Raw genomic sequence first — 23,681 nt, 5'->3', positions numbered from 1 at the left:
CCTGCGCCTTAAGTTAGAACCGTTCTAAGGTAACCGATCAATTTCGTCAAGAAATCGGATGCCGAAAAGACGCGACAAGGACAGTACCGCATATGCCCGAGGTCATTTTTCCCGGACCCGAAGGCCGCCTCGAAGGCCGCTACCACCCTCAAAAAGAACGTGACGCCCCCATCGCAATTGTGCTGCATCCGCATCCGCAATTCGGCGGGACGATGAATCACAAAGTGGTGCACGCGCTGCACTATGCGTTTTTCAACATGGGCTTTACCGTTTTGCGCTTCAACTTCCGGGGCGTGGGGCGCAGCCAGGGTGAGTACGATCAGGGCATTGGTGAGCTGAGCGACGCAGCCTCGGCCCTCGACTACCTTCAGTCGATGAACAACAATTCCAAGCACTGCTGGGTCGCGGGCTTCAGCTTTGGCGCATGGATCGGCATGCAGCTTCTGATGCGGCGGCCCGAAATCACCGGTTTTATCAGCGTCTCGCCCCCCGCCAACATGTACGACTTTTCGTTTCTGGCGCCCTGCCCGTCTTCGGGCCTGATCATCAACGGCACAAACGACCGTGTAGCCCCGCCTGCAGACACGGAATCGCTGGTGTCCAAGCTGCATGATCAGAAGGGCATCACGATCACCCACACGCAGGTTGAAGGCGCTGGTCACTTCTTTGAAGAGCCGCATCTCGACACCCTGATTGGCAACACGACCGACTATGTCAAACGCCGCCTGACGGAAACGACCCGCTGACATGGCCGACCCCGTCGTCATCGAAATGGCCAACAAACTGGCCGAAGAATGCCTTGCCGTGCAGAACGAGATCGGGAACGACCGGCTGTTCATGGAAGTCGGCGACGTGCTGGGCGCGTCGTCGCAAACTTTGGAAGAGGCGTTCCTGACAGCGATCCGCACACGGATGGCCAACGACCAGGGCCGCCGGTTTTTGGCTCGGAAGATCAAGGCGCACCGGGCGGCGCAGGCGCCCGAGTGACACGGCTCGACCAGCAGATTGCCTTTCTGAACGAGGCGGACAAGCTGAAATCGGTCAACCGCGCAACGACCCTGGCAGACGGCAGCCGGCCTGAGAACAGTGCGGAACACTCGTGGCACCTCACCCTCTATGCGCTAGTGCTCGCCGATCAGGCCGGACCAGACGTGGACATCAATCGCGTTATAAAGATGCTGATCCTGCATGATCTGGTCGAGATTGACGCGGGCGACACACCCATATTCGAAAACTTCGATGCTGCCGATGTCGCAGCCAAGGAACAGAAAGCAGCCGACCGCATCTTTGGCCTGCTCCCCACCGACATCGCAACGGCCCTGCGGCCGATCTGGGAGGAGTTCGAAGCGGCCCTGACCCCAACCGCGCAATTCGCGCGTGCGCTCGACCGGTTCCAACCGCCGATGCTGAACCTCGCCTCGGGCGGTGGCAGCTGGACCGACTACAACGTGACCGAGGACATGGTCACTGCCCGTGTCGGCACAAAGATCGAACTCGGAGCGCCCGGTTTGTGGGCCTATGCCCGCGAACGCATCGCTGCGTTCTTTGCGTCGGTTTCGTAGATCACTTTTTATTTGTATACCATTGCATACACTCTTTCCAAACCGGTCCTAAGGCGCTAAGCGACGCGCAAGCTACACCTGTGCGCAAAGGACCCTCCCCATGAGCAAGATCAAGGTAGAGAACCCCATCGTCGAAATGGACGGGGACGAGATGACCCGCATTATGTGGGACTTCATCAAAAAGAAGCTGATCGAACCATATCTGGACGTTGATTTGCTCTACTACGATCTGGGGATCGAGGAACGCGACCGGACCGAAGACCAGATCACCATCGACGCCGCTGAAAAGACCAAAGAGGTCGGTGTTGCTGTGAAATGCGCCACCATCACACCGGATGAGGCGCGGGTCGAAGAGTTTGGCCTCAAGAAGATGTGGCGCAGCCCGAACGGCACGATCCGCAACATCCTGGGCGGTGTGATCTTCCGCCAGCCGATCATTTGCCGCAACGTGCCACGCCTTGTGCCTGGCTGGACCCGCCCCATCGTGGTGGGCCGCCACGCCTTCGGTGATCAATACAAAGCCACCGACATGAAATTCCCCGGCGCCGGCACGCTGACCATGAAATTCGTGGGCGAGGACGGGACCGAGATCGAACACGAAGTCTACAAGGCCGACAGCGCGGGCGTGTTCATGTCGATGTATAACATCGACAAGTCGATCTACGACTTCGCGCGCGCGTCCTTCAACTATGGCCTGAACCTGGGCTGGCCAGTGTATCTCTCGACCAAGAACACGATCCTCAAGCAATATGACGGGCGGTTCCTGGAGATCTTCCAGGAGGTCTATGACGCTGAGTTTAAGGACCGGTTCGAAGCCAAGAAGATCTGGTACGAACATCGCCTGATCGACGACATGGTCGCCTGCGCGATCAAGTGGAATGGCGGTTTCGTCTGGGCCTGCAAGAACTACGACGGCGATGTGCAGTCCGATGTAGTGGCGCAAGGGTTCGGCAGCTTGGGCATGATGACGAGCCAGCTGATGACGCCCGATGGCAAGATTGTGGAGGCCGAGGCCGCCCACGGAACCGTCACCCGCCACTACCGCCAGCATCAAGCGGGCGAGCAGACCTCGACCAACTCCATCGCGTCGATCTACGCCTGGACCGGCGGGCTCAAGCACCGCGCGAAGCTGGATGGCAACGCAGCGCTCAAGAACTTTGCCGAAACGCTGGAGCGTGTGATCGTCGAAACGGTGGAGGCTGGTCACATGACCAAAGACCTCGCACTGCTGGTCGGCCCCGATCAGGGCTGGCTCACGACCATGGGCTTTCTTGAAAAGATCGACGAAAACCTGAACGCCGCTTTGGCGGGCTGACACGCCCAAAATCCAAGCATTGAATGCGGGCCTGCACAGTGCGGGCCCGTTTCGCGGATACCGGGCTGGCGTTGCACGCAGCGTCACCATACTCCGCGCCTATGGTGACAATTGACGAAACCAAGGCGTCGCACACGCCGCTCGACGATGCGCAGGGGCTCGGGCTTGGCGTATTCTTGTGCAGTGTTGGCATGCAGTTCCTGACCCATGCGGGGCTGATCACCGGTCAGACGGCAGGCATTGCGGTCACTATCAGCTACCTGTCCGGCTGGTCCTTCGGAGCCGTCTTCTTTGTCATTAACCTGCCGTTCTATGCGCTCGCCTACAAACGGCTGGGGTTGGAATTCACTGTAAAGTCCCTGATCTCGGTCACAGCGCTGTCATTGCTGACCGACCTTTTGCCGCTGGGCTTCACGATCGACAGCCTGCACCCCGCGATGGGCACAGTGATCTTTGGCGCGGCGGTGGGCACCGGCCTGTTGGCCATGTTCCGGCACAACGGATCGCTGGGTGGTCTGGGCGTGATTGCCCTGCTCGTGCAGGACACCACCGGGTTCAAGGCCGGGTATGTTCAGCTTCTGTCGGACGCGGTGATCTTTGCGATAGCAGCGCTGCTGTTTCCGCTTGGCGTGGTGGCATGGTCCCTCCTCGGCGCAGTCATTTTGAATATGATCATCACCTTCAACCACCGCCGCGACCGCTATATCGCGACCTAGTTCTGACCCCTGTTGTGGGTGCGTGCATACATGTCGGCGATCATTCGGCTTGCCGTCTTTTCAAACAGGCAGGGAATGACGGCATGGACCGCAGCAGCGCCCCCAGCCAACAGCAACCTTAGCGCGAATCCGCCCGCAAAAACGGCATGTTGCGCGTAGCTCTCGTCTACGCTGCGCGGATGGTTCAGAAAGATACGTGTAATCATGGGACCTCGTGCTTATCTGACATGAACGTACGGCGCGAAGCGTGGTACATGTTCCCAAATCTTTCTGAGTTGAGCAGTTTTTATGTAAAATACTCCCATCGTTCGGAGAAGTAAGATGACGTTTGATGCGATCGACGTAAAAATTATGAATGCGCTGCAGCGGGATGCCGGACAGTCGCTTGAAACGCTCGGGGCCGATGTTGGCCTGAGCCGGAATGCGTGCTGGCGTCGGGTGAAGGCGCTCGAGGAGTCGGGGGCCATTACCTCCCGTGTGGCTCTTGTGGATGCCAAGGCCGTGGGCCTGGGCCTGATGGTTTTCATGCAGGTCAGGACACATAGTCACGACCCGGAATGGCAGGCCAAATTCAACCGTGCAACCTGTGTCATTCCTGGGATACTCAGCGTATACAGAATGACTGGCGATCTCGACTATCTGATCCGCGCCCGAGTGCCGGATATGGATGGGTACGATGCGCTGTATCAGCAGCTGATAGAACAAGTGCCCATCGCCGACGTATCGGCCAGTTTCGTGATGGAAGAGATCAAGGACAGCACCGCCCTGCCACTTTGACGTCATGTGACGATGATCGCGAAAGACTGTCAGTCCAAGCCCGTTGGCTGGAACAAGTGCATTGTTGACGGCACAAGGTCTTCGCCGCTTGACAGCCTTGGGGATGCCCACCGACATGGTCGGGCGTCCTTGTCCAACGGTGATCTCATGCCTCTGCACTACATCTACCTGATCGTGGCCGTCGCCGCGGAAACCATCGGCACGACCGCGTTGCAGGCCAGCAACCAGTTCACGCGGGTCGCACCGACCATGCTGGTGGTCGCAGCCTACGGGGTTGCCTTCTACTTTCTGGGCATCGCTCTGAAATACATCCCCGTCGGTATCGCCTACGCGCTTTGGTCAGGGCTGGGGATCGTTCTGATCGCGCTTATCGGCTTTACGGTCTTTGGTCAGCGGCTTGACCTGCCCGCGGTGGTGGGCCTTGCCATGATCATCGGGGGTATCGTGGTCATTCAGCTCTTCTCAAACACCGCGACACACTAGACCTTTCATTCTGCACTGCGGCGCTATATGGGCCGGGCAACAACTCATGAGGCCCGTTCTATGGATCTGCGCAACATCGCCATCATCGCCCACGTCGACCACGGCAAGACCACATTGGTGGACGAGCTGCTGAAACAGTCGGGCACCTTCCGCGACAACCAGGCCACGACCGAACGGGCCATGGACAGCAACGACCTGGAGCGCGAGCGTGGGATCACCATTCTGGCCAAGGCGACATCGGTCGAATGGAAAGGTACCCGCATCAACATCGTGGACACACCCGGCCACGCCGATTTCGGCGGTGAGGTGGAGCGCATCCTGTCCATGGTCGATGGCGTTGTACTGCTGGTGGACGCGGCCGAAGGGCCGATGCCGCAGACAAAGTTCGTCACATCCAAGGCGCTCGCCCTCGGCCTGCGCCCCATCGTTGTGCTGAACAAGGTGGACAAACCCGACGCCGAACCGGACCGCGCGCTGGACGAATGCTTTGACCTCTTCGCAAATCTCGGCGCTGACGACGACCAACTGGACTTCCCGGCCATGTATGCCTCGGGCCGTTCCGGCTGGGCCGATATGGAACTGGACGGGCCGCGTGCGGACCTGTCCGCTCTCTTCGATCTGATCGTCGACCACGTCCCCGCGCCCAAGCAACTGGAAGCCAAGGACGAGCCCTTCCGCATGTTGGCGACAACTCTGGGCGCCGACCCCTTCATCGGACGCATCCTGACGGGCCGCGTCGAGTCCGGGACGCTGAAACCGGGCGAAACAGTGAAAGCCCTGTCTCGCGACGGCACGCTCATCGAAAACTTCCGCTGCACCAAGATCCTCGCCTTCCGCGGCCTGCAACAGCAGCCCATCGACATGGCCGAGGCGGGCGACATCGTTTCGCTGGCAGGGATGTCAAAGGCGACCGTGGCCGACAGCATCGTCGCCACATCGGTGTCCGACGCCCTGCCCGCCCAGCCCATCGACCCGCCTACCATCACCGTCACCTTCGGCATCAACGACTCCCCGCTTGCGGGCCGTGACGGCAAGAAGGTGCAGTCCCGCGTCATCCGTGACCGTCTGATGAAAGAGGCGGAATCGAACGTCGCCATCCGCATCAGCGACACGCCGGGCGGCGAAGCCTTCGAAGTGGCCGGTCGTGGCGAACTTCAGATGGGCGTGCTGATCGAAAACATGCGCCGCGAAGGGTTCGAACTGTCGATCTCCCGCCCGCAGGTGCTGTTCCAGGAAGAAAACGGCCAGCGGATGGAGCCCATCGAAGAAGCGACAATCGACGTCGATGACGAATACTCGGGCGCGGTCATCGAAAAGCTGACCGGCGCACGCAAGGGCGAACTGGTCGAGATGAAGCCCGCAGGCGCAGGCAAGACCCGCATCGTGGCCCATGTGCCGTCCCGTGGCCTAATCGGCTATCATGGCGAATTCCTGACCGACACGCGCGGCACTGGCGTGCTGAACCGCGTCTTCCATGGTTGGGCTGCGCATAAGGGCCTAATCCCGGGCCGTCGCGCGGGTGTCCTGATCTCGATGGAGAACGGCCAATCTGTGGCTTACGCCCTATGGAACCTCGAGGAACGGGGCAAGATGTTCATCGGCGCGCAGGCCGACGTCTACACCGGCATGATCATTGGCGAGCACAGCCGTGACAACGATCTGGAAGTGAACCCGCTCAAGGGCAAGAAGCTGACCAACGTGCGTGCGTCGGGTTCGGACGAAGCCGTACGCCTGACCACACCAGTGACGATGTCGCTGGAAGAGGCGATTGCCTATATCGACGATGACGAGTTGGTTGAAGTGACACCCAATGCGGTGCGGCTGCGCAAGCGGTATCTTGATCCGCATGAACGCAAGCGGATGGCGCGGGCGTCGTAGAGGCGAACCGGGGCTCTGCCCCGGACCCCGTGGTATTTCCAGTCAGAAGAAGACCTATTCCGTGGTCTCGACGATCAGAAGCTCGCGCTCGGATGCGCCGCGGGCGTGTTCGAGTGCGGCCTGATATGCGTCCGAATGGTAGCAACGCTCTGCCGTTTCTACGTCCGGAAACCGGGCCACGACGTTGCGCGGACGGTCCTTGCCCTCAAGCTGGACGTAACGCCCGCCTCGGGCAATGAACGTGCCGCCATGATCAGCTATGGCGACTGTCGCACCGGCGGCGTATTTTTTGTATGCCTCTTCGTCCGTTACCGTGACATGCGCAATCCAGAGTGCTGGCATCTTATCCTCCCATAGCGGCTTTGGCCGCAGCGATGGCGGCGTCCGCGTTGCTTGCATCCTTGGCGCCACCCTGCGCCATGTCCGGGCGACCACCGCCCCCCTTGCCACCCAACTCGACCACGGCGGCCTTGACCAGATCAACCGCATTGACGCTGTCGGTCTTGTCTTGCGTGACACCTGCTGCCACGGCGACCTTGCCGTCCGCATCGGCGATCAAAAGGATCGCGCCAGAGCCCATGCGCCCCTTGTGCTCGTCAATAAGCGCGGGCAGGTCCTTGCCCGTCACGCCGTTCAGCACTTGGGCAAGGAAGGGCGTGCCGTTTACGTCCTCAGCCTCGGGCGCGGCCTGACCGCCGCCCGCCATCGCCAGATCGCGCCGCAGCTGCGCCACCTCTGCCGCCAACGCCTTGCGTTCATCCATCAGCGCCTTAACGCGGGCCGGTACGTCTTGCGCCTGCGCCTTCAGCTCTGTCGCCGTCTCGGCCAGCAGGTAATCCTGTCCGCGCAGATAGTCCATTGCCGCCTGTCCGGTCAGCGCCTCAATCCGGCGCACACCGGCGCTCGATGCGCTGTCGCCCAGCGTGACAAAGGCTCCAATATCGCCCGTCTGCCGCACATGTGTGCCACCGCACAGTTCCAGCGAGTAGGTATCGCCACCCGTGCCCTTGCCCGAACCTGCCTGGGTGCCCATGGACACCACGCGCACCTCATCACCGTATTTCTCACCAAACAGCGCCTGCGCACCAAGCGCGCGCGCATCGTCCGGGGTCATGATCCGTGTATCCACCGGCGCGTTCTGGCGAATATAGGCGTTCACTTCGGCCTCAATCATATTCAGTTCCTCAAGGCTCAACGCCTTGCCATGGCTGAAGTCAAAGCGCAGCCGATCCGGTGCATTGAACGACCCGCGTTGGGCGACGTGATCCCCCAACGCCTCGCGCAGCGCTTCGTGCAACAAGTGCGTCGCCGAGTGGTTCGCCCGGATGTTTGTGCGGCGCGCGTGATCAACTTCAAGAACAGCCGCTTCTCCTTTGAAAATACTTCCCTTTGTGACTTCAGCGACGTGTACAAATACATCCGCCGTCTTGCGCGTATCGGTCACCCGCGCTTCACCACTCTCGGTGCGGATGATGCCGGTATCGCCTACCTGACCACCGCTTTCGGCGTAGAAGGGCGTCTGGTTCAGCGCAATCTGAACCTTCGCGCCTTCACCCGCGCTGTCAGCCTGCGCCCCTTCGACTATAAGCGCCACGATCTGGCCTTCAGCCGTTTCGCTGTTATAGCCCAGAAACTCGGTTGTGCCATTGGCCTCAGCCACATCAAACCACACGGTCGCATCCGCCGCTTCGCCGGAGCCTGACCACGCCGCGCGCGCCTTCGCCTTCTGCTCGGCCATCGCCGCGTCGAACCCGTCCCTATCGACGCCAAGTCCCTTCTCACGCAACGCATCCTGCGTCAGATCCAGCGGGAAACCGTAAGTGTCATAAAGCTTGAACGCCGCCTCACCGGGCAAATCCGCGCCATCACCCAGCCCGGCCACCTCGTCATCAAGCAGCTTCAGACCTCGGTCCAGCGTTTGTTTGAACCGGGTTTCCTCGGCCTGCAGCGTCTCCGTGATCAGCGCCTGTGCCTGCCCCAATTCCGGGTAAGCCGCGCCCATCTGCTGCACCAGCGCAGGAACCAGCCGGTACATGACCGGATCCTTCGCCCCCAGCAAATGCGCATGACGCATGGCCCGTCGCATAATCCGGCGCAGCACATACCCACGCCCGTCATTCGACGGCATCACCCCATCCGCAATTAGAAACGAGGTCGAGCGCAGGTGATCCGCAATCACCCGGTGATGCACATTTTGATCACCGTAAGGATCGACGCCCGTCGCATCTGCTGACGCCTCGATCAGCGACTTGAAAAGATCAGTGTCATAGTTGTCGTGGCTGCCCTGTAGCAGCGCGCCGATCCGCTCCAGCCCCATGCCAGTGTCGATGGACTGCATATCCAGGTCGACCATCGAGCCGTCCTCGAACTGCTCGTTCTGCATGAAAACGATGTTCCAGATCTCGATGAACCGGTCGCCATCCTCTTCGGGCGATCCCGGAGGGCCGCCCCAGATATGATCGCCATGGTCATAGAAAATCTCGGTGCACGGACCGCAGGGCCCTGTCGGTCCCATCTGCCAGAAGTTGTCGGACGTCGCGATGCGGATGATCCGATCCTCCGGCACGCCAACCTTCTTCCAAATCTCGAACGCCTCGTCATCCGTGTGGTAGACGGTGACATACAGCCGATCCTTCGGAATACCGAACTCACCGGTGATCAGGTTCCACGCAAAGGGGATCGCCTCATGCTTGAAGTAGTCGCCAAAGCTGAAATTCCCCAGCATCTCGAAAAACGTGTGGTGACGCGCTGTGTAGCCCACATTGTCGAGGTCATTGTGTTTGCCGCCTGCCCGTACACATTTCTGCGCCGTGGTTGCGCGGGTGTAGTCGCGTTTCTCAAGGCCTGTGAACAGGTTCTTGAACTGCACCATCCCTGAGTTGACGAACATCAGCGTCGGGTCGTTGCGCGGCACCAGCGGGCTGGAGGGCACAACCGCATGCCCTTGTTTTTCAAAGTAATTCAGAAAGGTGGAGCGGATGTCGTTGAGCGATTGCATGAGCTTGGGTCCGGGCGTCTGATTGGTCGCACTGACATAGCGCTGCGCCGCGGCGGTGTCCACAAACGAAACGGGGCGCCGCCGTCGCGACACCCCGTCCCGGATATGTCCGCATCACGTCTGATGCGCCAGGGACGTTTTGGGCCTAGTCCCCCGTGCCCGACCGGTCAGGCCTCGAGGATATCGTCATCTTCGGTCTGTTCATGTTTGGGCATGTCGAAATCAAGTCCGTGCGCGGCGCGGATCTTGTCCTCGATATCCAGTGCGATGCGGCTGTTTTCCTTCAGGAAGGTCTTGGCATTCTCACGTCCCTGCCCGATCCGTTCATCGCCATAGCTGAACCAAGACCCAGACTTTTCAACGACGCCCGCCTTGACACCCAGATCCAGCAGCTCGCCCATTTTCGAGATGCCTTCGCCATACATGATGTCGAATTCCACCTGCTTGAACGGCGGTGCCACCTTGTTCTTCACGACCTTCACGCGCGTGGCGTTGCCGACAACCTCGTCACGGTCTTTCAGCGCACCGATGCGGCGGATGTCGAGGCGGACGGAGGAATAAAACTTCAGCGCGTTGCCACCGGTGGTCGTCTCGGGCGAGCCAAACATGACGCCGATCTTCATCCGGATCTGGTTGATGAAGATCACCATGCAGTTCGAACGGCTGATCGAACCGGTCAGCTTGCGCATCGCCTGGCTCATCAGACGAGCCTGCACGCCCACGCTGGAATCACCCATGTCGCCCTCAAGCTCGGATTTCGGCGTGAGCGCCGCAACCGAGTCGACGATGACCATGTTCACCGCACCGGACCGCACGAGCGTGTCCGTAATCTCAAGGGCCTGCTCACCGGTGTCGGGCTGCGAAATCAGCAACTCATCCAGGTTCACGCCCAGCTTGCGTGCATATTGCGGATCAAGCGCGTGTTCTGCATCGACAAAGGCGCACACCCCTCCCGCCTTCTGCTGTTCAGCCACGCAATGCAGGGTCAGCGTGGTTTTACCAGAAGATTCAGGACCATAGATCTCCACGATCCGGCCCATCGGCAGCCCGCCAATGCCAAGCGCGATATCCAGACCCAGCGACCCGGTCGAGCTGGCCTTGATATCCTGAATGGCGTTCTCATCGCCCAGCTTCATGATCGAGCCTTTGCCGAACTGCCGTTCGATCTGGGCCAGCGCGCTGTCGAGCGCCTTTTGTTTGTCTGCCGATTTCTTGTCTGTCATGGTCAAAAGGTCTGCCGTTGCCATTGCTTTGGTCCTTTGTGTCATACCCGCCGGGGGGCGGCAATCACTGCCGCAGCTGCGTCGATGTTCCCCTTACGTTCCTTATGAGATCAAATCGGGAACATTTCAATAAATTTCTACACGCCCACCTTTTGCCGTGAGGGGTTAAGGAGTAGTTTACGCGCCAATGGCACGACAAAAAAATGATCGGGGCAGGATATGATGGTTTTCTACAAGGCCAGGCTGGCCTTCCTGTCGGTGCCCAAAACCGGCACGTCGGCCTATGAAACGGCCCTGCGTCCGCACGCGGATCTCGTTATTTCAGAGCCGCCGGACCTCAAACACGCGCCAGTCTATCGCTACAACCGCTTCATCCGACCGATGTTCGAAAAAGTCTGCAATATCGAGCTTGAGGTGATGGCCGTGATGCGTGAGCCGATCAGTTGGCTGGGCAGCTGGTGGCGGTATCGTCAGCGGCCCTTCATGGAGGGAAAACCAAACGCCACCCACGACATCAGTTTCGATGATTTTGTACTGGCTTATATGAAAGGGCAGCGACCGGGCTTTGCCAATGTGGGCAGCCAACTCAAGTTTCTTGAGCGCCAACCCAATGGCACCGGCGTCACGCACCTGTTCCGCTACGAGGACCAGGACCGGCTCCAATCTTTCCTGACCGAACGTCTGGGTGTGACATTCAATCTCGGTCGGGAAAACGTCTCGCCCACACGGTCGGTCGAGTTATCCGCGGATGTCGAACGACGCTTCCGCCGCAAATTCTCTGACGAATTCGCTCTGTACGACAGTATTCCGACCGACTGACGGCAGCGTTCAGTGCAGTTGCTGATGCACAGTCTCAGCCAGATCGTTCAGGGAGAACGGTTTGGGCAGGAACACGGAGTTGGGGATTTCGCGCTGCTGATCGCTCAACCGGTCTTCGGCGTAGCCTGACACGAAAACCACACGGACATCCGGACGGTCCTGCAGCGCTTCGCGCACCCAAGACGGACCATCCTTGCCCGGCATCACCACATCCGTCACGAACAGGTCCACATTCAGCGTCGCATCCTCAAGCGTCTTGAGCGCGGCCTCTGCCGAATCCGCCTCAAGAACCGTATACCCTCGCAGGCGCAACGCGCGGCTCGCAAAGGCGCGCACCGGTGCCTCATCCTCAACAAGCAGGATCACACCGTCGCCATGTTTGGGTTCGGCACGTTTTTCTGGCACTTTTGGCGCATGAACCTTGGGCGCAGGCACTTCGAGCACAGGGAAGATGATGGAAAAGCACGTCCCCTGCCCCAAAGTACTGTCGACAAAGATGAAACCGCCCGTCTGCTTGACGATACCGTAAGCGGTGGAGAGGCCCAGTCCCGTCCCTTCACCGGTCTTCTTGGTGGTGTAAAACGGCTCAAACACTTTTTGCAGCTTATCCGAGGAAATGCCGACACCCTGATCCACGACACGCAGGCAGATGTATTCGCCCGCAGGCACGTTCACCCGATCCCGCTCAAGCGGTTCGGTCAGGGTCATGCTTTCGGTCTGGATCTGGATTTCGCCGCCATCGGGCATGGCATCCCGTGCGTTCACCACAAGGTTCATCAGCACCTGTTCCAGCTGGCGCTTGTCGGCCCGGATCGGCTTCAGGATCGGATCGTGCGAGAGCGTCAACGTCACCTTTTCGCCCACAAGCCTGTTCAGCAAATGCGTCAGGTCAGACATCGTATCCCGCAGATCAAGCTCTTCGGGGCGCAGGGTCTGTTTGCGGGAAAAGGCAAGCAACTGCCCGACCAGCGCCGCCGCGCGGTTGGCGTTCTGGTTGATCTGGACAAGATCGCTGTAGTCCGGGTCACCTTGGTCATGACGCAACAACAGCAGGTCACAATGGCCCGAAATAGCGGTGAGCAAGTTGTTGAAATCATGTGCAACACCACCCGCAAGCTGCCCGATTGCCTGCATTTTTTGACTTTGCACAAACTGGGCTTCCAGCGTCTTGAGTTCGGTGGCGTCGGCAAACACCGCAATGACAGATGTCTCTCCATCGTCCTGCATCCGGTTCAGCGCCACCTGCACGAACATTTCCTTGTCACCGCGTGTCAGCCGCAGGAATTCCGACTGTTGCACCGCTCGGTCGGATACCGTTTCCTCAAGCCAATCGGCAATGGGACGTCCCAGACCGGCCATAAGATCGGAAATATGTTCACCCGTCGCCAGTGCCGGACCGATCAGATCAGCCGCACTGCGGTTGAAGCTGCGCACATCACCATCCGGTGAAAAACGGACCAGCGGCACGGGCAAATCCTCGAAAGAGGCCCAACTGCCGGTCGCTTGCGGCGTTTCTTCCGGTGGTGGCAGCAGGTAATAGGCCTGCCGGCCCGCGCCTGCGTCGATCTTTGTGACGAGCACGTCTATACTGCCCTCACTGGTGGACACAGCGCTGATAGCACCTGACGCCACCTGCGGCCTGTCAAAAACCGCTTCCAGCGTTTTGACACGTGCGCCAATCAGTTTGCGCGCACCTTCGTTCATGTACAGGATTGCACCTGTTCGACCGACCATCAGCATCGGCAAGCCCGGGCCATCGGCACCGCGCCCCTGTCCGGTATCCGGTGCCGCCTCAAGCCGCCACAAAAGCGTGTCATCGTCCATGTGGTGCACCGCAAGGCGCATATGTCCCCTGCGGGTCACGATATCTTCGCGCGCGGCGCCCTCAACGGCCGCCTGGTTCTTGAGGCGAAACAGGATCCCGCCCGGATTCGCAAACGTATTGCGCAGCGTGCCCGCCAGCGTTTCGCCGCGCCGCGTGGCATAGGCCTGCCGCGCCGCTGCATTGGCCCGCAAGACCTCTCCATCCGTGGTACAGACAAAGCTTGGCGAGGCGTCTTTTTCGATAAATGCACCGATATTCGATAGGGCCGCGCCCTTCTGCGTTTCTTTCCGACGTGCCGATACCAGTATGAACACACCAAAGACAAGGAAAGTGAACGCCGCCGCCAACAGGCCCAACTGGATCAGACGCTCGGGCGCCAACACGCCCATGACACCCAAAAGGGCGGACGCAGCCAAAAGGCTGACAGACCGGTGCGCCCCGTTCTGCCTCGGGCGGATCAAGCTGAAGGATGGTTGCACGCTGTCCGGCACCAGACACCTCACCTGTAACGATTCGTTCCGCCCATTTGCGCGGATAACGGTTAATCGGCTCTTAATCGGCGTCTTGCATGCACTCCGAATGCTACCAGAGATGCGCAAAAACCACGCATTAATAAACCTGAGGTTGAGTTAAGCCCGTTCAACCGGCATGCGTCAAGAGCGCCCTGTAAAAGCCATCACCCCAGCCATCCACAGGCCATGACGTTTCAGAGCACATATCAAAGCTTGAATTTTGTCCGACAAACCACTGTACTTGATCGCTATTTTCGCAATCAAAAACAGAGCACGTCGCGTAAACCAGCGTCCCACCCGGGGCGACCAGCCGCGCAGCCTTGGCAACAACTTCTCGCTGTATCCTGACCAATTCTGCAAGCCGTTCAGACGTCAGCGCCCATTTCGCTTCCGGCGTGCGCCGCCAGGTGCCCGATCCGGAACACGGCGCATCGACGAATACTAGATCAAAAGGCGCAACGGTCTCCACCTGATCTGCCGGGCATATCTCGATCTCGTGCTGCCCGCGTTCGGCACGGGCGGGCAGGTCTTTCATCCGTTTGGCATCAATGTCACTCGCAGTCACAGACCAACCCTGCGCGGCCAGTGCAAGAGCCTTGCCCCCACCGCCAGCGCACAAATCCAGCGCGCGCCCGACGCGCCCGAGCCCCAACACCGCAGCCTGACTTGCGGCGTCCTGGATTTCGATACGCCCCTCTCGATACGCACTGCTGTTCCTTACACGCCTCGCCCCCTCAACGACCGTCAGGGCCGTGTCAGCGCGTGGATTGGCAACGACCTCGATGTCGTCTTGCAGCAGCTCGGAACGCACGGCATCCGGCGCTGACGTCGCAGTATTGATACGCAGTGTCACAGGCGCGCGGCCTGTCAAGGCCAGGGCCGTTTCCTCTGCCGCAGCGCCCAGGCTCTCTTCAAAAACGGGAGCCAGCCAATCGGGCAGATCCCATGCCTCGCCGCGTGTGCTCGGTGCCTCCCCCATGGCGCGTTCGGTGTCCGAAAGAGGGGCCGGTGCGTGGCCTTGACCGTCAAAAACCTTGTCAGGATCAATCTCCTGCGCCCGCAACCGGCCAATCATGCGCGCACGACCTGTCTGCGCCCCGCCACGTGCTGCATCGCTCCGCCAGTGGCGCAAGACGTCAAAGACATGATCGCGCACCGCCGCCCGGTCCTTGGATCCGGCAAACCTACTGGCCCGCGCCCACCGGCTCAGGGCTTGTTCTGCGGCCTGGCCATCGGCAATTGCATCCAGTATTTCAATAGCTGCAGCCACGCGCGCACCGGGTTTCATGGCACTAACAAGACTTTAAAAATGCCACGCAACCTCATGCAAAGTCACATAATTCGATAGTTCGGAGACTCGCGCGTGATTTGCACGTCATGCACATGGCTTTCCTTGAGGCCCGCCCCGGTGATCTTCACAAAACTGCAATTGCTGCGCATCTCATCCACTGTGGCGCAACCGGTGTAGCCCATGGCTGCACGCAGACCGCCGACCAGTTGATGGATGACCGCCCCGGCGGAGCCTTTGTAGGGCACCTGCCCCTCGATCCCCTCGGGCACCAGTTTGTCGCTGGCGGCATCTTTCTGGAAGTAGCGGTCGGCAGACCCGCGTGCCATGGCACCAAGCGAGCCCATGCCGCGATAGGATTTGAAGCTGCGCCCTTGGTACAGGATCACCTCACCGGGGGACTCGTCGGTACCGGCGATCATACTGCCGACCATGGCGCAGGACGCACCGGCCGCGATGGCCTTCGCGAAATCGCCGGAAAACTTGATGCCGCCATCAGCAATCACCGGAATGTCACCCGCAGCAGCGGCGCAATCCATGATCGCAGTGAGTTGAGGCACGCCAACACCAGCGACCATGCGCGTGGTGCAAATGGAACCGGGACCGATACCCACCTTCACAGCATCCGCACCCGCGTCGATCAGCGCTCGCGTCGCCTCACCTGTCGCGACGTTGCCCGCCACGATCTGCACTTCATTGGACAGGTTCTTGGCCCGGCGGACGGCCTCGGCCACGCCTTCGGAATGCCCGTGCGCTGTGTCGATCACGATCATATCGACGCCCGCATCCACCAGCGCCTCCGACCGCTCAAATCCCGCATCGCCCACAGTCGAGGCCGCCGCAACACGCAAACGGCCCAGATCGTCCTTGCAGGCCGTAGGGTTCAGCACAGCCTTTTCCGTGTCCTTCAACGTCAAGAGCCCGGTCAACTTGCCATCGGCATCTGTAACAAGCAGCTTCTCGATCCGGCGCGCCTTCATTAAGCTGATTGCCTCATCGCGGTCGGCAGGCTCGTGCAGGATCGCGAGGTCCTTGGTCGTCATCATCACCGACACGGGCGTCTTGTCATTCTCGGCAAACCGCATGTCGCGGTTTGTCACGATCCCAACGACGCGGCGGTTCTCATCGACCACCGGGAAGCCGGAAAAGCCATAAAGATCAGACAGTTCACGCGCATCAGCAAGGGTCTGATCGGCGCTGAGGGTAATCGGGTTGTAAACGATCCCACTTTCAAACCGCTTCACCCGCCGCACTTCCTGCGCCTGCGCCTCGATATCGAGGTTGCGATGCACGACGCCCATGCCGCCCGCCTGCGCCATGGCAATCGCCATACGCCCCTCTGTCACCGTGTCCATGGCAGAGCTGAGCAGCGGGATGTTCAGCGCAATGCTGCGGGTCACCCGCGTGCGAGTATCGGCGGTCGTGGGCAGCACGTTGGACGCGGCCGGAACCAAAAGAACATCATCGAAGGTGAGCGCCTCGCGAATCTCCATGGGTCTCTCCTTGGGAGGGTTCGTTTGACGCTTCCCTATTTCACGGGTCCGCAAAAATGGAAAGGGGCAAATGGGTGGCTTGCGCGTGGTGATGGCGCTGCGCAGAGTGCGCCCATGACGAACAGCTACGACACCGGCCGCCTGAACCTGCCCTTCGTGGGCATCTCGACCTTTGGCAAGAGGCCCTATGTCGAAGATTGGAACAACATCGAAGCCGATGTCGCCATCCTCGGCGCACCCTTTGACGCAGGCACGCAATGGCGCTCGGGCGCACGGTTCGGGCCGCGCGCGGTGCGCGAAGCGTCGACGCTGTTCAGCTTTGGCCACGCAGGCGCTTACGATCATGAGGATGACGCCACCTACCTGCCGGAAAGCGTGCGAATCGTCGATATGGGCGACGCCGACATCATCCACACAGACACCGAAGGGTCGCACGCCAACATCGAAACGGGCGTGCGTGCGGCCCTCGCCGCCGGTGCCCTGCCCGTCACCATAGGTGGCGATCATTCCGTGAATATTCCGTGCATTCGCGCCTTCGACAGCCAAGGCGACATCCACGTCCTGCAAATCGACGCACATCTCGACTTTGTCGACGAACGGCACGGCGTCCGGCACGGCCACGGCAACCCGATGCGGCGGGCCGCAGAGCTGGGTTACGTCAATGGGCTCACCCAAGTCGGCATCCGCAATGTCAGCTCCACGGCCAAGGAAGGCTACGACGACGCCCGCGCCATGGGCTCCGACATCCTGTCGGTGCGGCAGGCCCGCGCCCTTGGCCCCCAGGGCGTGATCGACCGCATCCCGGCAGGTGCACGGCTTTACATCACCATCGACATCGACGCCTTCTGCCCCTCGATTGCGCCCGGCACAGGCACGCCCAGCCACGGCGGGTTTCTTTACTACGACGTGCTTGAGATGCTTCAAGCGGCGGCCAGGCGGCATGAGGTCGTGGGCATTGATCTGGTCGAGGTGGCACCCGACTACGATCCGACAGGATCAACCGCCATTCTGGGTGCGCAGGTGCTGATGAACCTGTTGGGCTTTATCTTCCACGCCCGCGTCGACGGATAGGGTGCAGGGGGCCAGCCCCCTCGGCGCGATGCGCCTCACCCCCGAGGTATTTTAAGCCAGAAGAAAGGGGTAATCTGCCGCCATGTGAACGGCTCATGTCGTTTGACACCTTTCCCCTGCCCGCCCGGCCACTATGGTATGCGCAAGCAAGTCATCCGAGGCGTCCATGAGCACCGATCCACTCGTCGTTTTCACCCCCTCCGGCAAGCGCGGGCACTTTCCGGTGGGCACGCCGATCCTCACTGCCGCAAGGCAGTTGGGCGTGGACCTCGATTCCGTCTGCGGTGGGCGCGGGATCTGCTCCAAATGCCAGATCACGCCGAGCTATGGTGAGTTCCCGAAACATGGGGTGACGGTGGCCCAAGACGCGCTGTCAGAGTGGAACAGCGTCGAGGAACGGTACAAGTCCAAGCGTGGCCTGATCGATGGCCGCCGCCTCGGCTGTCAGGCCACCGTGCAGGGCGACATCGTCATCGACGTGCCCCCCGAAAGCCAGGTGCACAAGCAGGTCGTCCGCAAACGGGCCGAGGCGCGGGACATCGTCATGAACCCCTCGACCAAGCTCTACTATGTCGAGGTGGCCGAACCAGACATGCACGACCCCTCGGGCGATCTGGAACGACTTGTCGCCGCGATTGAGGCGGACTGGGGCATCACCAACATCCACGCCGATCTGCACATCCTGCAGGACCTGCAACCGGTGCTGCGCAAGGGCGGCTGGACCGTCACGGTCGCCATCCATCTCGGCGACGATGAAAACGCCCCGCGCATCATGCACATCTGGCCCGGCTACTACGAGGGTGCAGTCTACGGCCTCGCCGTCGATCTGGGCTCCACCACCATCGCGGCGCACCTGTGCGACTTGACCAGCGGCGATGTTGTCGCGTCGTCAGGTATCATGAACCCTCAAATCCGCTTTGGTGAAGACCTGATGAGCCGCGTCAGCTACGGCATGATGAATGCGGGCGGCGCGGCAGAGATGACCGCAGCCGTGCGCGAAGGGATGAACGCCCTCTTCACCCAGATCGCGACCGAGGCCGAGATCGATAAAGGGCTGATCGTGGACGCCGTCTTCGTCTGCAATCCGGTCATGCACCACCTGCTTCTCGGCATCGATCCGTTCGAGCTGGGCCAAGCGCCCTTTGCGCTCGCCACATCGAACGCTCTGCGCCTGCGCGCCGACGACCTCGACCTAAACATCCACCCCTCCGCCCGCATCTACATGCTGCCCTGCATCGCAGGCCACGTGGGGGCTGATGCCGCCGCCGTGGCGCTGAGCGAGGCCCCCGACAAATCCGACGACCTGATGCTGGTCGTCGATGTGGGCACAAACGCTGAGATCCTTCTGGGGAACAAAGAAAAAGTGCTTGCCTGTTCCTCCCCCACCGGCCCCGCCTTCGAAGGGGCGCAAATCAGCGCGGGCCAGCGCGCCGCGCCCGGCGCCATCGAACGGGTCGAGATTGACCCCGAGACGAAAGAGCCGCGCTTCCGCATCATCGGCGTCGACATGTGGTCGGACGAGGACGGGTTCGAGGCGGCCGCCGCAGGCACCGGCATCACCGGCATCTGCGGCTCTGGCATCATCGAGGCGATTGCCGAGATGCGGCTTGCTGGCGTGCTTGATGCGTCGGGCCTGATCGGCAGCGCCGAGCAAACGGGCACGGCCCGCTGCGTGCCGGACGGGCGCACCCACGCCTATCTGCTGCACGACGGCTCTGCCACCGGCGGGCCGCGCATCACCATAACCAACCCGGACATCCGCGCCATCCAGATGGCCAAGGCCGCGCTCTATTCCGGCGCGCGGCTGCTCATGGACAAGTTCGGCGTCGATACCGTGGACCGGGTCGTGCTGGCGGGTGCCTTCGGCGCGCATATCTCATCCAAACACGCCATGGTGCTGGGCATGATCCCCGACGCCTCGCTGGACAAGGTCACGTCCGCTGGGAACGCGGCAGGCACGGGCGCGCGTATCGCACTGCTAAACCGCGACGCACGGGGCGAGATCGAGGACACAGTCCGCCGCATCCACAAGATCGAAACAGCCATCGAACCGCGCTTTCAGGAGCATTTCGTAAACGCCTCCGCCATTCCCAACTCCGCCGATCCCTTCCCGATCCTGAACGGCATCGTTGACCTGCCCGACGTCAGCTTCAACACCGGGGGCGAGGCCGAAGGCGGACGCCGCCGCCGGAGACGCGCATGAGCAATGCCGACCAGGAGGAGTTCTGGACCTCGGACGCAGGCCCAAACTGGGTGGCTCAGCAGGAAAACATGGACGCCCTGCTGGCACCCGTCCTCGACCTCCTGCTTGACCGCACGCCGCTAAAGTCAGGCGATACCGTCCTCGACATCGGCTGCGGAACCGGCGTCAGTGTAGCTGCTGCTGCCCGCATCGTCGGCACAAAGGGGCATGTCACCGGCCTCGACATCTCGCAAACCATGCTCGACCTGGCGGCACAACGGACAACAGCGACAAACGCATCGTTCCTCAAGGCTGACGCCCAAAACCACAGCTTCCACACCTCATTCGACGCCATAATCTCCCGCTTCGGCGTCATGTTCTTCAACGACACGGTCGCCGCCCTGGCCAACCTCGACACAGCCCTCGCACCCGGCGGCACGATGACCTTCGCCGCCTGGGGCCCTGCCCCGCAAAACCCCTATTTCATGGTGCCCGCCAAGGCGGCCATAGGCGTGCTGGGCGAGATGCCCAAGGTCGACCGCACCCTGCCTGGCCCCTTCGCCTTCGAAGACAGCAACCGGGTTCTAGGTATGATGACCCGAGCCGGGCTGGGCGATCCAGGCGTCGAAACGGTCCACCTCGATCTCACTCCTCCGGGCGACGCCACCGAGACAGCCGCCCTGCTGCTCAAGATCGGACCGGCGCAACGCGCCATCGCGCATCACGAGGCCGACGCCGCAGCGACGGCACGTGTGCAGGAGGCCGTCGCCAACGCCATATCGCAATTCGACACCGACCTCGGCTTGCGCATCCCCGCCTGCATCCACATCTATAGCGCTCGCAAACCCGCTTGACGCCAGCCGCCCCCACGCCTATCCCAAGTTCCGAGCGCGGGTATGGTGAAAAGGTATCACGGCAGCTTCCCAAGCTTTAGTTACGGGTTCGATTCCCGTTACCCGCTCCATGTGTAAAACATTATTTTTGCTGTATCTTCCCTTTTGTTACACTCTGGCAGTGTATGCTGACTGAGGAAAAAACGGGAACGTTTAGGAGCCTTAGGGTGAACGAGTCCCACAGTTTCTCCCGAAGCCTCCGCACAACATAACAAAGCCTTCCCATGATGCACATGGGGAACGCACGCGGAACATATGTCAGGCGGAATTTGCATCCACGTCGAATGTCCATGCGGTCATAGGTTCTCCGTGCCTGACGACGGATTTGACGCGCATAAACGAGGATAAAGCACTATGGAATTCAAGAATTACACAGTTCAGACCGAAGCCGGTGAGGCGCTGCGCGATGCAACGGTTCGTGTTTTCTTCCAAGGCACAGCCAAAGAACAGACAGCATTCTCAAAAGATGGCACGCCGATCAGTGAGTTGAAAACAAATGACGGGGGCCTTGCAGGTTTTTCAGCGCCCAATGGTGTCTATGACATCGAATTCCGTTCTGGCCCGATCGTCCAGCTTCTGGAAAGTGAGCTGTTCTTTGACCCCCTTAGCGCAGCTCAGTTCGTATACCCAGATCGAGAGACCGCCGAGGCGGCGATCATTCCGACAGAAATTCTGCAGATTGCCTATTTTGACAACGGGCGGCGTTTGGAATTTATTCGCGATGGTGGGGGCGACGCTCTGGTGACAAATGGTTCTGTCAGCTGGTCGCCTTTGGGTGACGTGAGGTGGGGCCACTTTAATTCGACTGCCAGAACAACGTCACAGGCGATGGCGGCGGCTGACAGGTTTGCACGCGACAATGGGCGCAGGCATCTCATTGACGATATTGCGCTGAACGCGCCCGTTGTTCTCAATTGCCAAGATCTGGTGGCTCTTGGGACCATTTCTCTAGCTGAAAATTTCAATCCTGGCACCAACAACTATGTCATCTCCTACGGCCAGAGAAACTTTGTGGATGGCGGTCGCGCAAATGTCTCTCTCAACTTCAATTTCATTGACTACATTGGACGGGCGGCAGGAACTTGGGATGCTTCCTCTGGCGCATTTCCTTCTGGGGCTTCGCAAAACGACAGTTACAAAGTCACTGGCGCAGGAACAGTTGATGGAGTTGTATTTGCCGTAGGGGACACTGTGCGGGCAGATATCGCAAATCCCAGCACAACAACATACGTCGGAAACTGGACACGTCGCCCCTATCTAGCAGCGCTGCGTGTCAGCGGCGTTGCCTTGGGACTGGCGCGATTTGATATCAGGGGAACCCATTGTGACCATATCTTAGATGTTTTTGGCAATTGCGAACGCACGCCCTACAAAGCATCTGGTGCTTTCTCGCATTGCATCGTGCGCGAACGCTCTGACGATGTCGGCGGCGGCAGCCCAGACAACAACACATTCGACATTCGCGGAGCCAGTTGCGGTCAATGGTATGTGAACGAGGGTACGGTTTTATCCAATGTGTCCTTCGATGCGCAGTCATCTCTCAACGGCTACGGCCTGGCTCCTGTCAGCATCAATGCCGTGCGGACGACAACTTTGACCGGGTCTATGCGCGTTCCCCAAAGCGGCTGCATCGAAATCGACCAAGGCAGCGACGCGCGTCAGACAGGTGTGATTTTCGATAACCTTAACATTGCCCAACCTCGAAATGGTCCTTGGCTGGACGTGAAAAGCACCGGCCAACTCACGGGCTTGGTCAGAGTGGGCCAACCACAGGATAGTGCTGCGGTGATCAGACGCGACAATGGCTCATGTCTGACAATTGTCGTTGAAAGCCAAGACACCGGACCGCTGGTTACGTTTGGCGATCCCATTGGCCTCACCAATGTAACCAGATCGAAATACACGGTTGTGGCTGCCCGCCACAGGGGGGCCACTCAAGCTCTTGTTCTGGACCGCGTGTCGCAGTGTGACATCGAATATGTGGGCGAGCCGCTGCCGGTCAGCATCGGTGTTGCGCCGAACACGTCCTTACGGCTGCCGTCGCAGTTCATTAAGACGAACACCGCTATCAACGGAAGTGACGACGCTGAAATCGAATTCTTTGGTTCAGCGGACTATGCGGATTTTGTCGCCTACGCGACGCCGAAGCGCGGGATGCGCGGCTACACCGATGACAGCCTCAAGCTGCCTGTTCAATACGTTGGCGGACGTGAAGGTTGGGTGGTTGCAGAATTCCGACCCTTTGTTGCGAATGGCGTTTACTCCAACAGCGACACCGCAACACGGTCTGGTAATGGCATCGTGACGGCCTTCTCGATCCCCCACGGTCTGAGCGCCGCACCAACGACATTCGACGTGCGTCCAGCCTCAGCGGATGCGGCGGGCAATCACTATGTGTCAGCTACAGCAACGGATGTGCAGATAACTTATACGACCGCGCCACCAACAGGGACGAACAACCTGCAATTCTCATGGTGGGCGGAGAGCTGACCGCCAACACATGGCGGATCAGTGCAGCAGAGAGCATTTCGCAGCGGTCGATCTGCTCTCTCCGCACGACTGCAGCAGCCCCCCGGCACCTGCCGCTACACCGAATCCCACTCGCGCTACGGCACCCGCAATGTCATATCGACCGTCACAATCAAA

20 protein-coding genes and 1 tRNA gene are annotated in these 23,681 nt (G+C 60.3%); 14 read left to right on the top strand and 7 right to left on the bottom strand.

Annotated elements, in window-relative coordinates; translation table 11 throughout:
• Nucleotides 1–92: 92 nt before the first annotated feature.
• From RA29_RS13790 to RA29_RS13770, 5 genes are all read left to right on the top strand, one after another.
• On the top strand, nt 93–746 hold the full coding sequence (locus RA29_RS13790) for an alpha/beta hydrolase (RefSeq protein ID WP_039686844.1): 654 nt from the start codon (nt 93–95) through the stop codon (nt 744–746).
• A gap of 1 nt (nt 747) precedes the next feature.
• Entirely contained in the window at nt 748–987 is a 240-nt protein-coding gene (locus tag RA29_RS13785) for a hypothetical protein (RefSeq protein ID WP_039686842.1), read from the top strand.
• Nucleotides 984–1,562 (top strand): HD domain-containing protein, encoded by a 579-nt coding sequence (locus RA29_RS13780; RefSeq protein ID WP_039686840.1) that lies wholly within the window; start codon nt 984–986, stop codon nt 1,560–1,562. Before RA29_RS13785 ends, RA29_RS13780 begins: the two co-directional genes overlap by 4 nt.
• Nucleotides 1,563–1,662: 100 nt before the next feature.
• Nucleotides 1,663–2,877 (top strand): NADP-dependent isocitrate dehydrogenase, encoded by a 1,215-nt coding sequence (locus RA29_RS13775; RefSeq protein ID WP_039686838.1) that lies wholly within the window; start codon nt 1,663–1,665, stop codon nt 2,875–2,877.
• 101 nt (nt 2,878–2,978) lie between these two features.
• On the top strand, nt 2,979–3,593 hold the full coding sequence (locus RA29_RS13770; RefSeq protein WP_039687800.1) for a YitT family protein: 615 nt from the start codon (nt 2,979–2,981) through the stop codon (nt 3,591–3,593).
• Here the strand turns inward: RA29_RS13770 and RA29_RS13765 are convergent.
• Nucleotides 3,590–3,799 (bottom strand): DUF6356 family protein, encoded by a 210-nt coding sequence (locus RA29_RS13765; RefSeq protein ID WP_039686836.1) that lies wholly within the window; start codon nt 3,797–3,799, stop codon nt 3,590–3,592. The genes RA29_RS13770 and RA29_RS13765 overlap by 4 nt on opposite strands.
• Nucleotides 3,800–3,914: 115 nt before the next feature.
• On the opposite strand from RA29_RS13765, the gene RA29_RS13760 reads away from it, so the two are divergent.
• The 3 genes from RA29_RS13760 to typA all read left to right on the top strand — a co-directional run bounded on the left by RA29_RS13760 (nt 3,915) and on the right by typA (nt 6,731).
• On the top strand, nt 3,915–4,370 hold the full coding sequence (locus RA29_RS13760) for an Lrp/AsnC family transcriptional regulator (protein WP_039686834.1): 456 nt from the start codon (nt 3,915–3,917) through the stop codon (nt 4,368–4,370).
• 147 nt (nt 4,371–4,517) lie between these two features.
• Complete coding sequence (locus RA29_RS13755; protein WP_039687799.1) at nt 4,518–4,853, top strand: SMR family transporter; 336 nt, start codon at nt 4,518–4,520, stop codon at nt 4,851–4,853.
• A gap of 60 nt (nt 4,854–4,913) precedes the next feature.
• Nucleotides 4,914–6,731, top strand: coding sequence for a translational GTPase TypA (gene typA / locus RA29_RS13750; RefSeq protein WP_039686832.1), 1,818 nt, complete (start codon nt 4,914–4,916; stop codon nt 6,729–6,731).
• Nucleotides 6,732–6,785: 54 nt separating this feature from the next.
• Here typA and RA29_RS13745 read toward each other — a convergent pair whose 3' ends face one another.
• The 3 genes from RA29_RS13745 to recA all read right to left on the bottom strand — a co-directional run bounded on the left by RA29_RS13745 (nt 6,786) and on the right by recA (nt 10,976).
• Entirely contained in the window at nt 6,786–7,073 is a 288-nt protein-coding gene (locus tag RA29_RS13745) for a DUF1330 domain-containing protein (protein WP_039686830.1), read from the bottom strand.
• 1 nt (nt 7,074) lies between these two features.
• A complete protein-coding gene (gene alaS / locus RA29_RS13740) occupies nt 7,075–9,729 on the bottom strand; it encodes an alanine--tRNA ligase (RefSeq protein ID WP_039687798.1) in 2,655 nt (884 codons plus the stop codon).
• A gap of 167 nt (nt 9,730–9,896) precedes the next feature.
• Nucleotides 9,897–10,976: a recombinase RecA gene (recA, locus tag RA29_RS13735; protein WP_039687797.1), complete on the bottom strand. Its 1,080-nt coding sequence runs from the start codon at nt 10,974–10,976 to the stop codon at nt 9,897–9,899.
• Between the two features lie 195 nt (nt 10,977–11,171).
• Between recA and RA29_RS13730 the strand changes: the two genes are divergently transcribed.
• Nucleotides 11,172–11,771: a hypothetical protein gene (locus tag RA29_RS13730; protein WP_039686828.1), complete on the top strand. Its 600-nt coding sequence runs from the start codon at nt 11,172–11,174 to the stop codon at nt 11,769–11,771.
• A 9-nt stretch (nt 11,772–11,780) separates the two neighbouring features.
• Here RA29_RS13730 and RA29_RS13725 read toward each other — a convergent pair whose 3' ends face one another.
• The 3 genes from RA29_RS13725 to guaB form a co-directional block, all read right to left on the bottom strand.
• Nucleotides 11,781–13,985 carry an ATP-binding protein gene (locus tag RA29_RS13725; RefSeq protein ID WP_082029540.1) on the bottom strand — a complete coding sequence of 735 codons (2,205 nt, stop codon included), beginning with the start codon at nt 13,983–13,985 and terminating at the stop codon, nt 11,781–11,783.
• A 250-nt stretch (nt 13,986–14,235) separates the two neighbouring features.
• Nucleotides 14,236–15,396, bottom strand: coding sequence for an SAM-dependent methyltransferase (locus tag RA29_RS13720; protein ID WP_039686826.1), 1,161 nt, complete (start codon nt 15,394–15,396; stop codon nt 14,236–14,238).
• Nucleotides 15,397–15,440: 44 nt separating this feature from the next.
• A complete protein-coding gene (guaB, locus tag RA29_RS13715) occupies nt 15,441–16,889 on the bottom strand; it encodes an IMP dehydrogenase (RefSeq protein ID WP_039686824.1) in 1,449 nt (482 codons plus the stop codon).
• 114 nt (nt 16,890–17,003) lie between these two features.
• On the opposite strand from guaB, the gene speB reads away from it, so the two are divergent.
• The 5 genes from speB to RA29_RS13690 all read left to right on the top strand — a co-directional run bounded on the left by speB (nt 17,004) and on the right by RA29_RS13690 (nt 23,525).
• Nucleotides 17,004–17,960 (top strand): agmatinase, encoded by a 957-nt coding sequence (speB, locus tag RA29_RS13710; RefSeq protein WP_039687795.1) that lies wholly within the window; start codon nt 17,004–17,006, stop codon nt 17,958–17,960.
• A gap of 166 nt (nt 17,961–18,126) precedes the next feature.
• A complete protein-coding gene (locus RA29_RS13705; RefSeq protein ID WP_052249702.1) occupies nt 18,127–20,163 on the top strand; it encodes an ASKHA domain-containing protein in 2,037 nt (678 codons plus the stop codon).
• The gene (locus tag RA29_RS13700; RefSeq protein WP_039686820.1) at nt 20,160–20,996 is read left to right on the top strand and encodes a class I SAM-dependent methyltransferase; all 837 of its coding nucleotides are present in this window, start codon (nt 20,160–20,162) and stop codon (nt 20,994–20,996) included. Before RA29_RS13705 ends, RA29_RS13700 begins: the two co-directional genes overlap by 4 nt.
• A gap of 36 nt (nt 20,997–21,032) precedes the next feature.
• A tRNA-Gly gene (locus RA29_RS13695) sits at nt 21,033–21,106 on the top strand.
• Nucleotides 21,107–21,389: 283 nt separating this feature from the next.
• A complete protein-coding gene (locus RA29_RS13690; protein WP_039686818.1) occupies nt 21,390–23,525 on the top strand; it encodes a hypothetical protein in 2,136 nt (711 codons plus the stop codon).
• Nucleotides 23,526–23,681: the final 156 nt, after the last annotated feature.

The sequence above is a fragment of the Tateyamaria sp. ANG-S1 genome (genome assembly GCF_000814025.1).
GTDB lineage: Bacteria > Pseudomonadota > Alphaproteobacteria > Rhodobacterales > Rhodobacteraceae > Tateyamaria.
This window is presented reverse-complemented; position numbering and strand designations above follow the sequence as displayed.

Coding starts and splice junctions, on each gene's coding strand:
- RA29_RS13765 (WP_039686836.1), bottom strand. CDS start 3,799: ATGATTACACGTATCTTTCTGAACCATCCGCGCAGCGTAGACGAGAGC.
- RA29_RS13745 (WP_039686830.1), bottom strand. CDS start 7,073: ATGCCAGCACTCTGGATTGCGCATGTCACGGTAACGGACGAAGAGGCA.
- RA29_RS13790 (WP_039686844.1), top strand. CDS start 93: ATGCCCGAGGTCATTTTTCCCGGACCCGAAGGCCGCCTCGAAGGCCGC.
- RA29_RS13720 (WP_039686826.1), bottom strand. CDS start 15,396: ATGAAACCCGGTGCGCGCGTGGCTGCAGCTATTGAAATACTGGATGCA.
- alaS (WP_039687798.1), bottom strand. CDS start 9,729: ATGCAATCGCTCAACGACATCCGCTCCACCTTTCTGAATTACTTTGAA.
- recA (WP_039687797.1), bottom strand. CDS start 10,976: ATGGCAACGGCAGACCTTTTGACCATGACAGACAAGAAATCGGCAGAC.
- RA29_RS13755 (WP_039687799.1), top strand. CDS start 4,518: ATGCCTCTGCACTACATCTACCTGATCGTGGCCGTCGCCGCGGAAACC.
- RA29_RS13760 (WP_039686834.1), top strand. CDS start 3,915: ATGACGTTTGATGCGATCGACGTAAAAATTATGAATGCGCTGCAGCGG.
- RA29_RS13770 (WP_039687800.1), top strand. CDS start 2,979: ATGGTGACAATTGACGAAACCAAGGCGTCGCACACGCCGCTCGACGAT.
- RA29_RS13700 (WP_039686820.1), top strand. CDS start 20,160: ATGAGCAATGCCGACCAGGAGGAGTTCTGGACCTCGGACGCAGGCCCA.
- RA29_RS13690 (WP_039686818.1), top strand. CDS start 21,390: ATGGAATTCAAGAATTACACAGTTCAGACCGAAGCCGGTGAGGCGCTG.
- guaB (WP_039686824.1), bottom strand. CDS start 16,889: ATGGAGATTCGCGAGGCGCTCACCTTCGATGATGTTCTTTTGGTTCCG.
- typA (WP_039686832.1), top strand. CDS start 4,914: ATGGATCTGCGCAACATCGCCATCATCGCCCACGTCGACCACGGCAAG.
- RA29_RS13775 (WP_039686838.1), top strand. CDS start 1,663: ATGAGCAAGATCAAGGTAGAGAACCCCATCGTCGAAATGGACGGGGAC.
- RA29_RS13725 (WP_082029540.1), bottom strand. CDS start 13,985: ATGGGCGTGTTGGCGCCCGAGCGTCTGATCCAGTTGGGCCTGTTGGCG.
- RA29_RS13785 (WP_039686842.1), top strand. CDS start 748: ATGGCCGACCCCGTCGTCATCGAAATGGCCAACAAACTGGCCGAAGAA.
- RA29_RS13730 (WP_039686828.1), top strand. CDS start 11,172: ATGATGGTTTTCTACAAGGCCAGGCTGGCCTTCCTGTCGGTGCCCAAA.
- RA29_RS13705 (WP_052249702.1), top strand. CDS start 18,127: ATGAGCACCGATCCACTCGTCGTTTTCACCCCCTCCGGCAAGCGCGGG.
- speB (WP_039687795.1), top strand. CDS start 17,004: ATGACGAACAGCTACGACACCGGCCGCCTGAACCTGCCCTTCGTGGGC.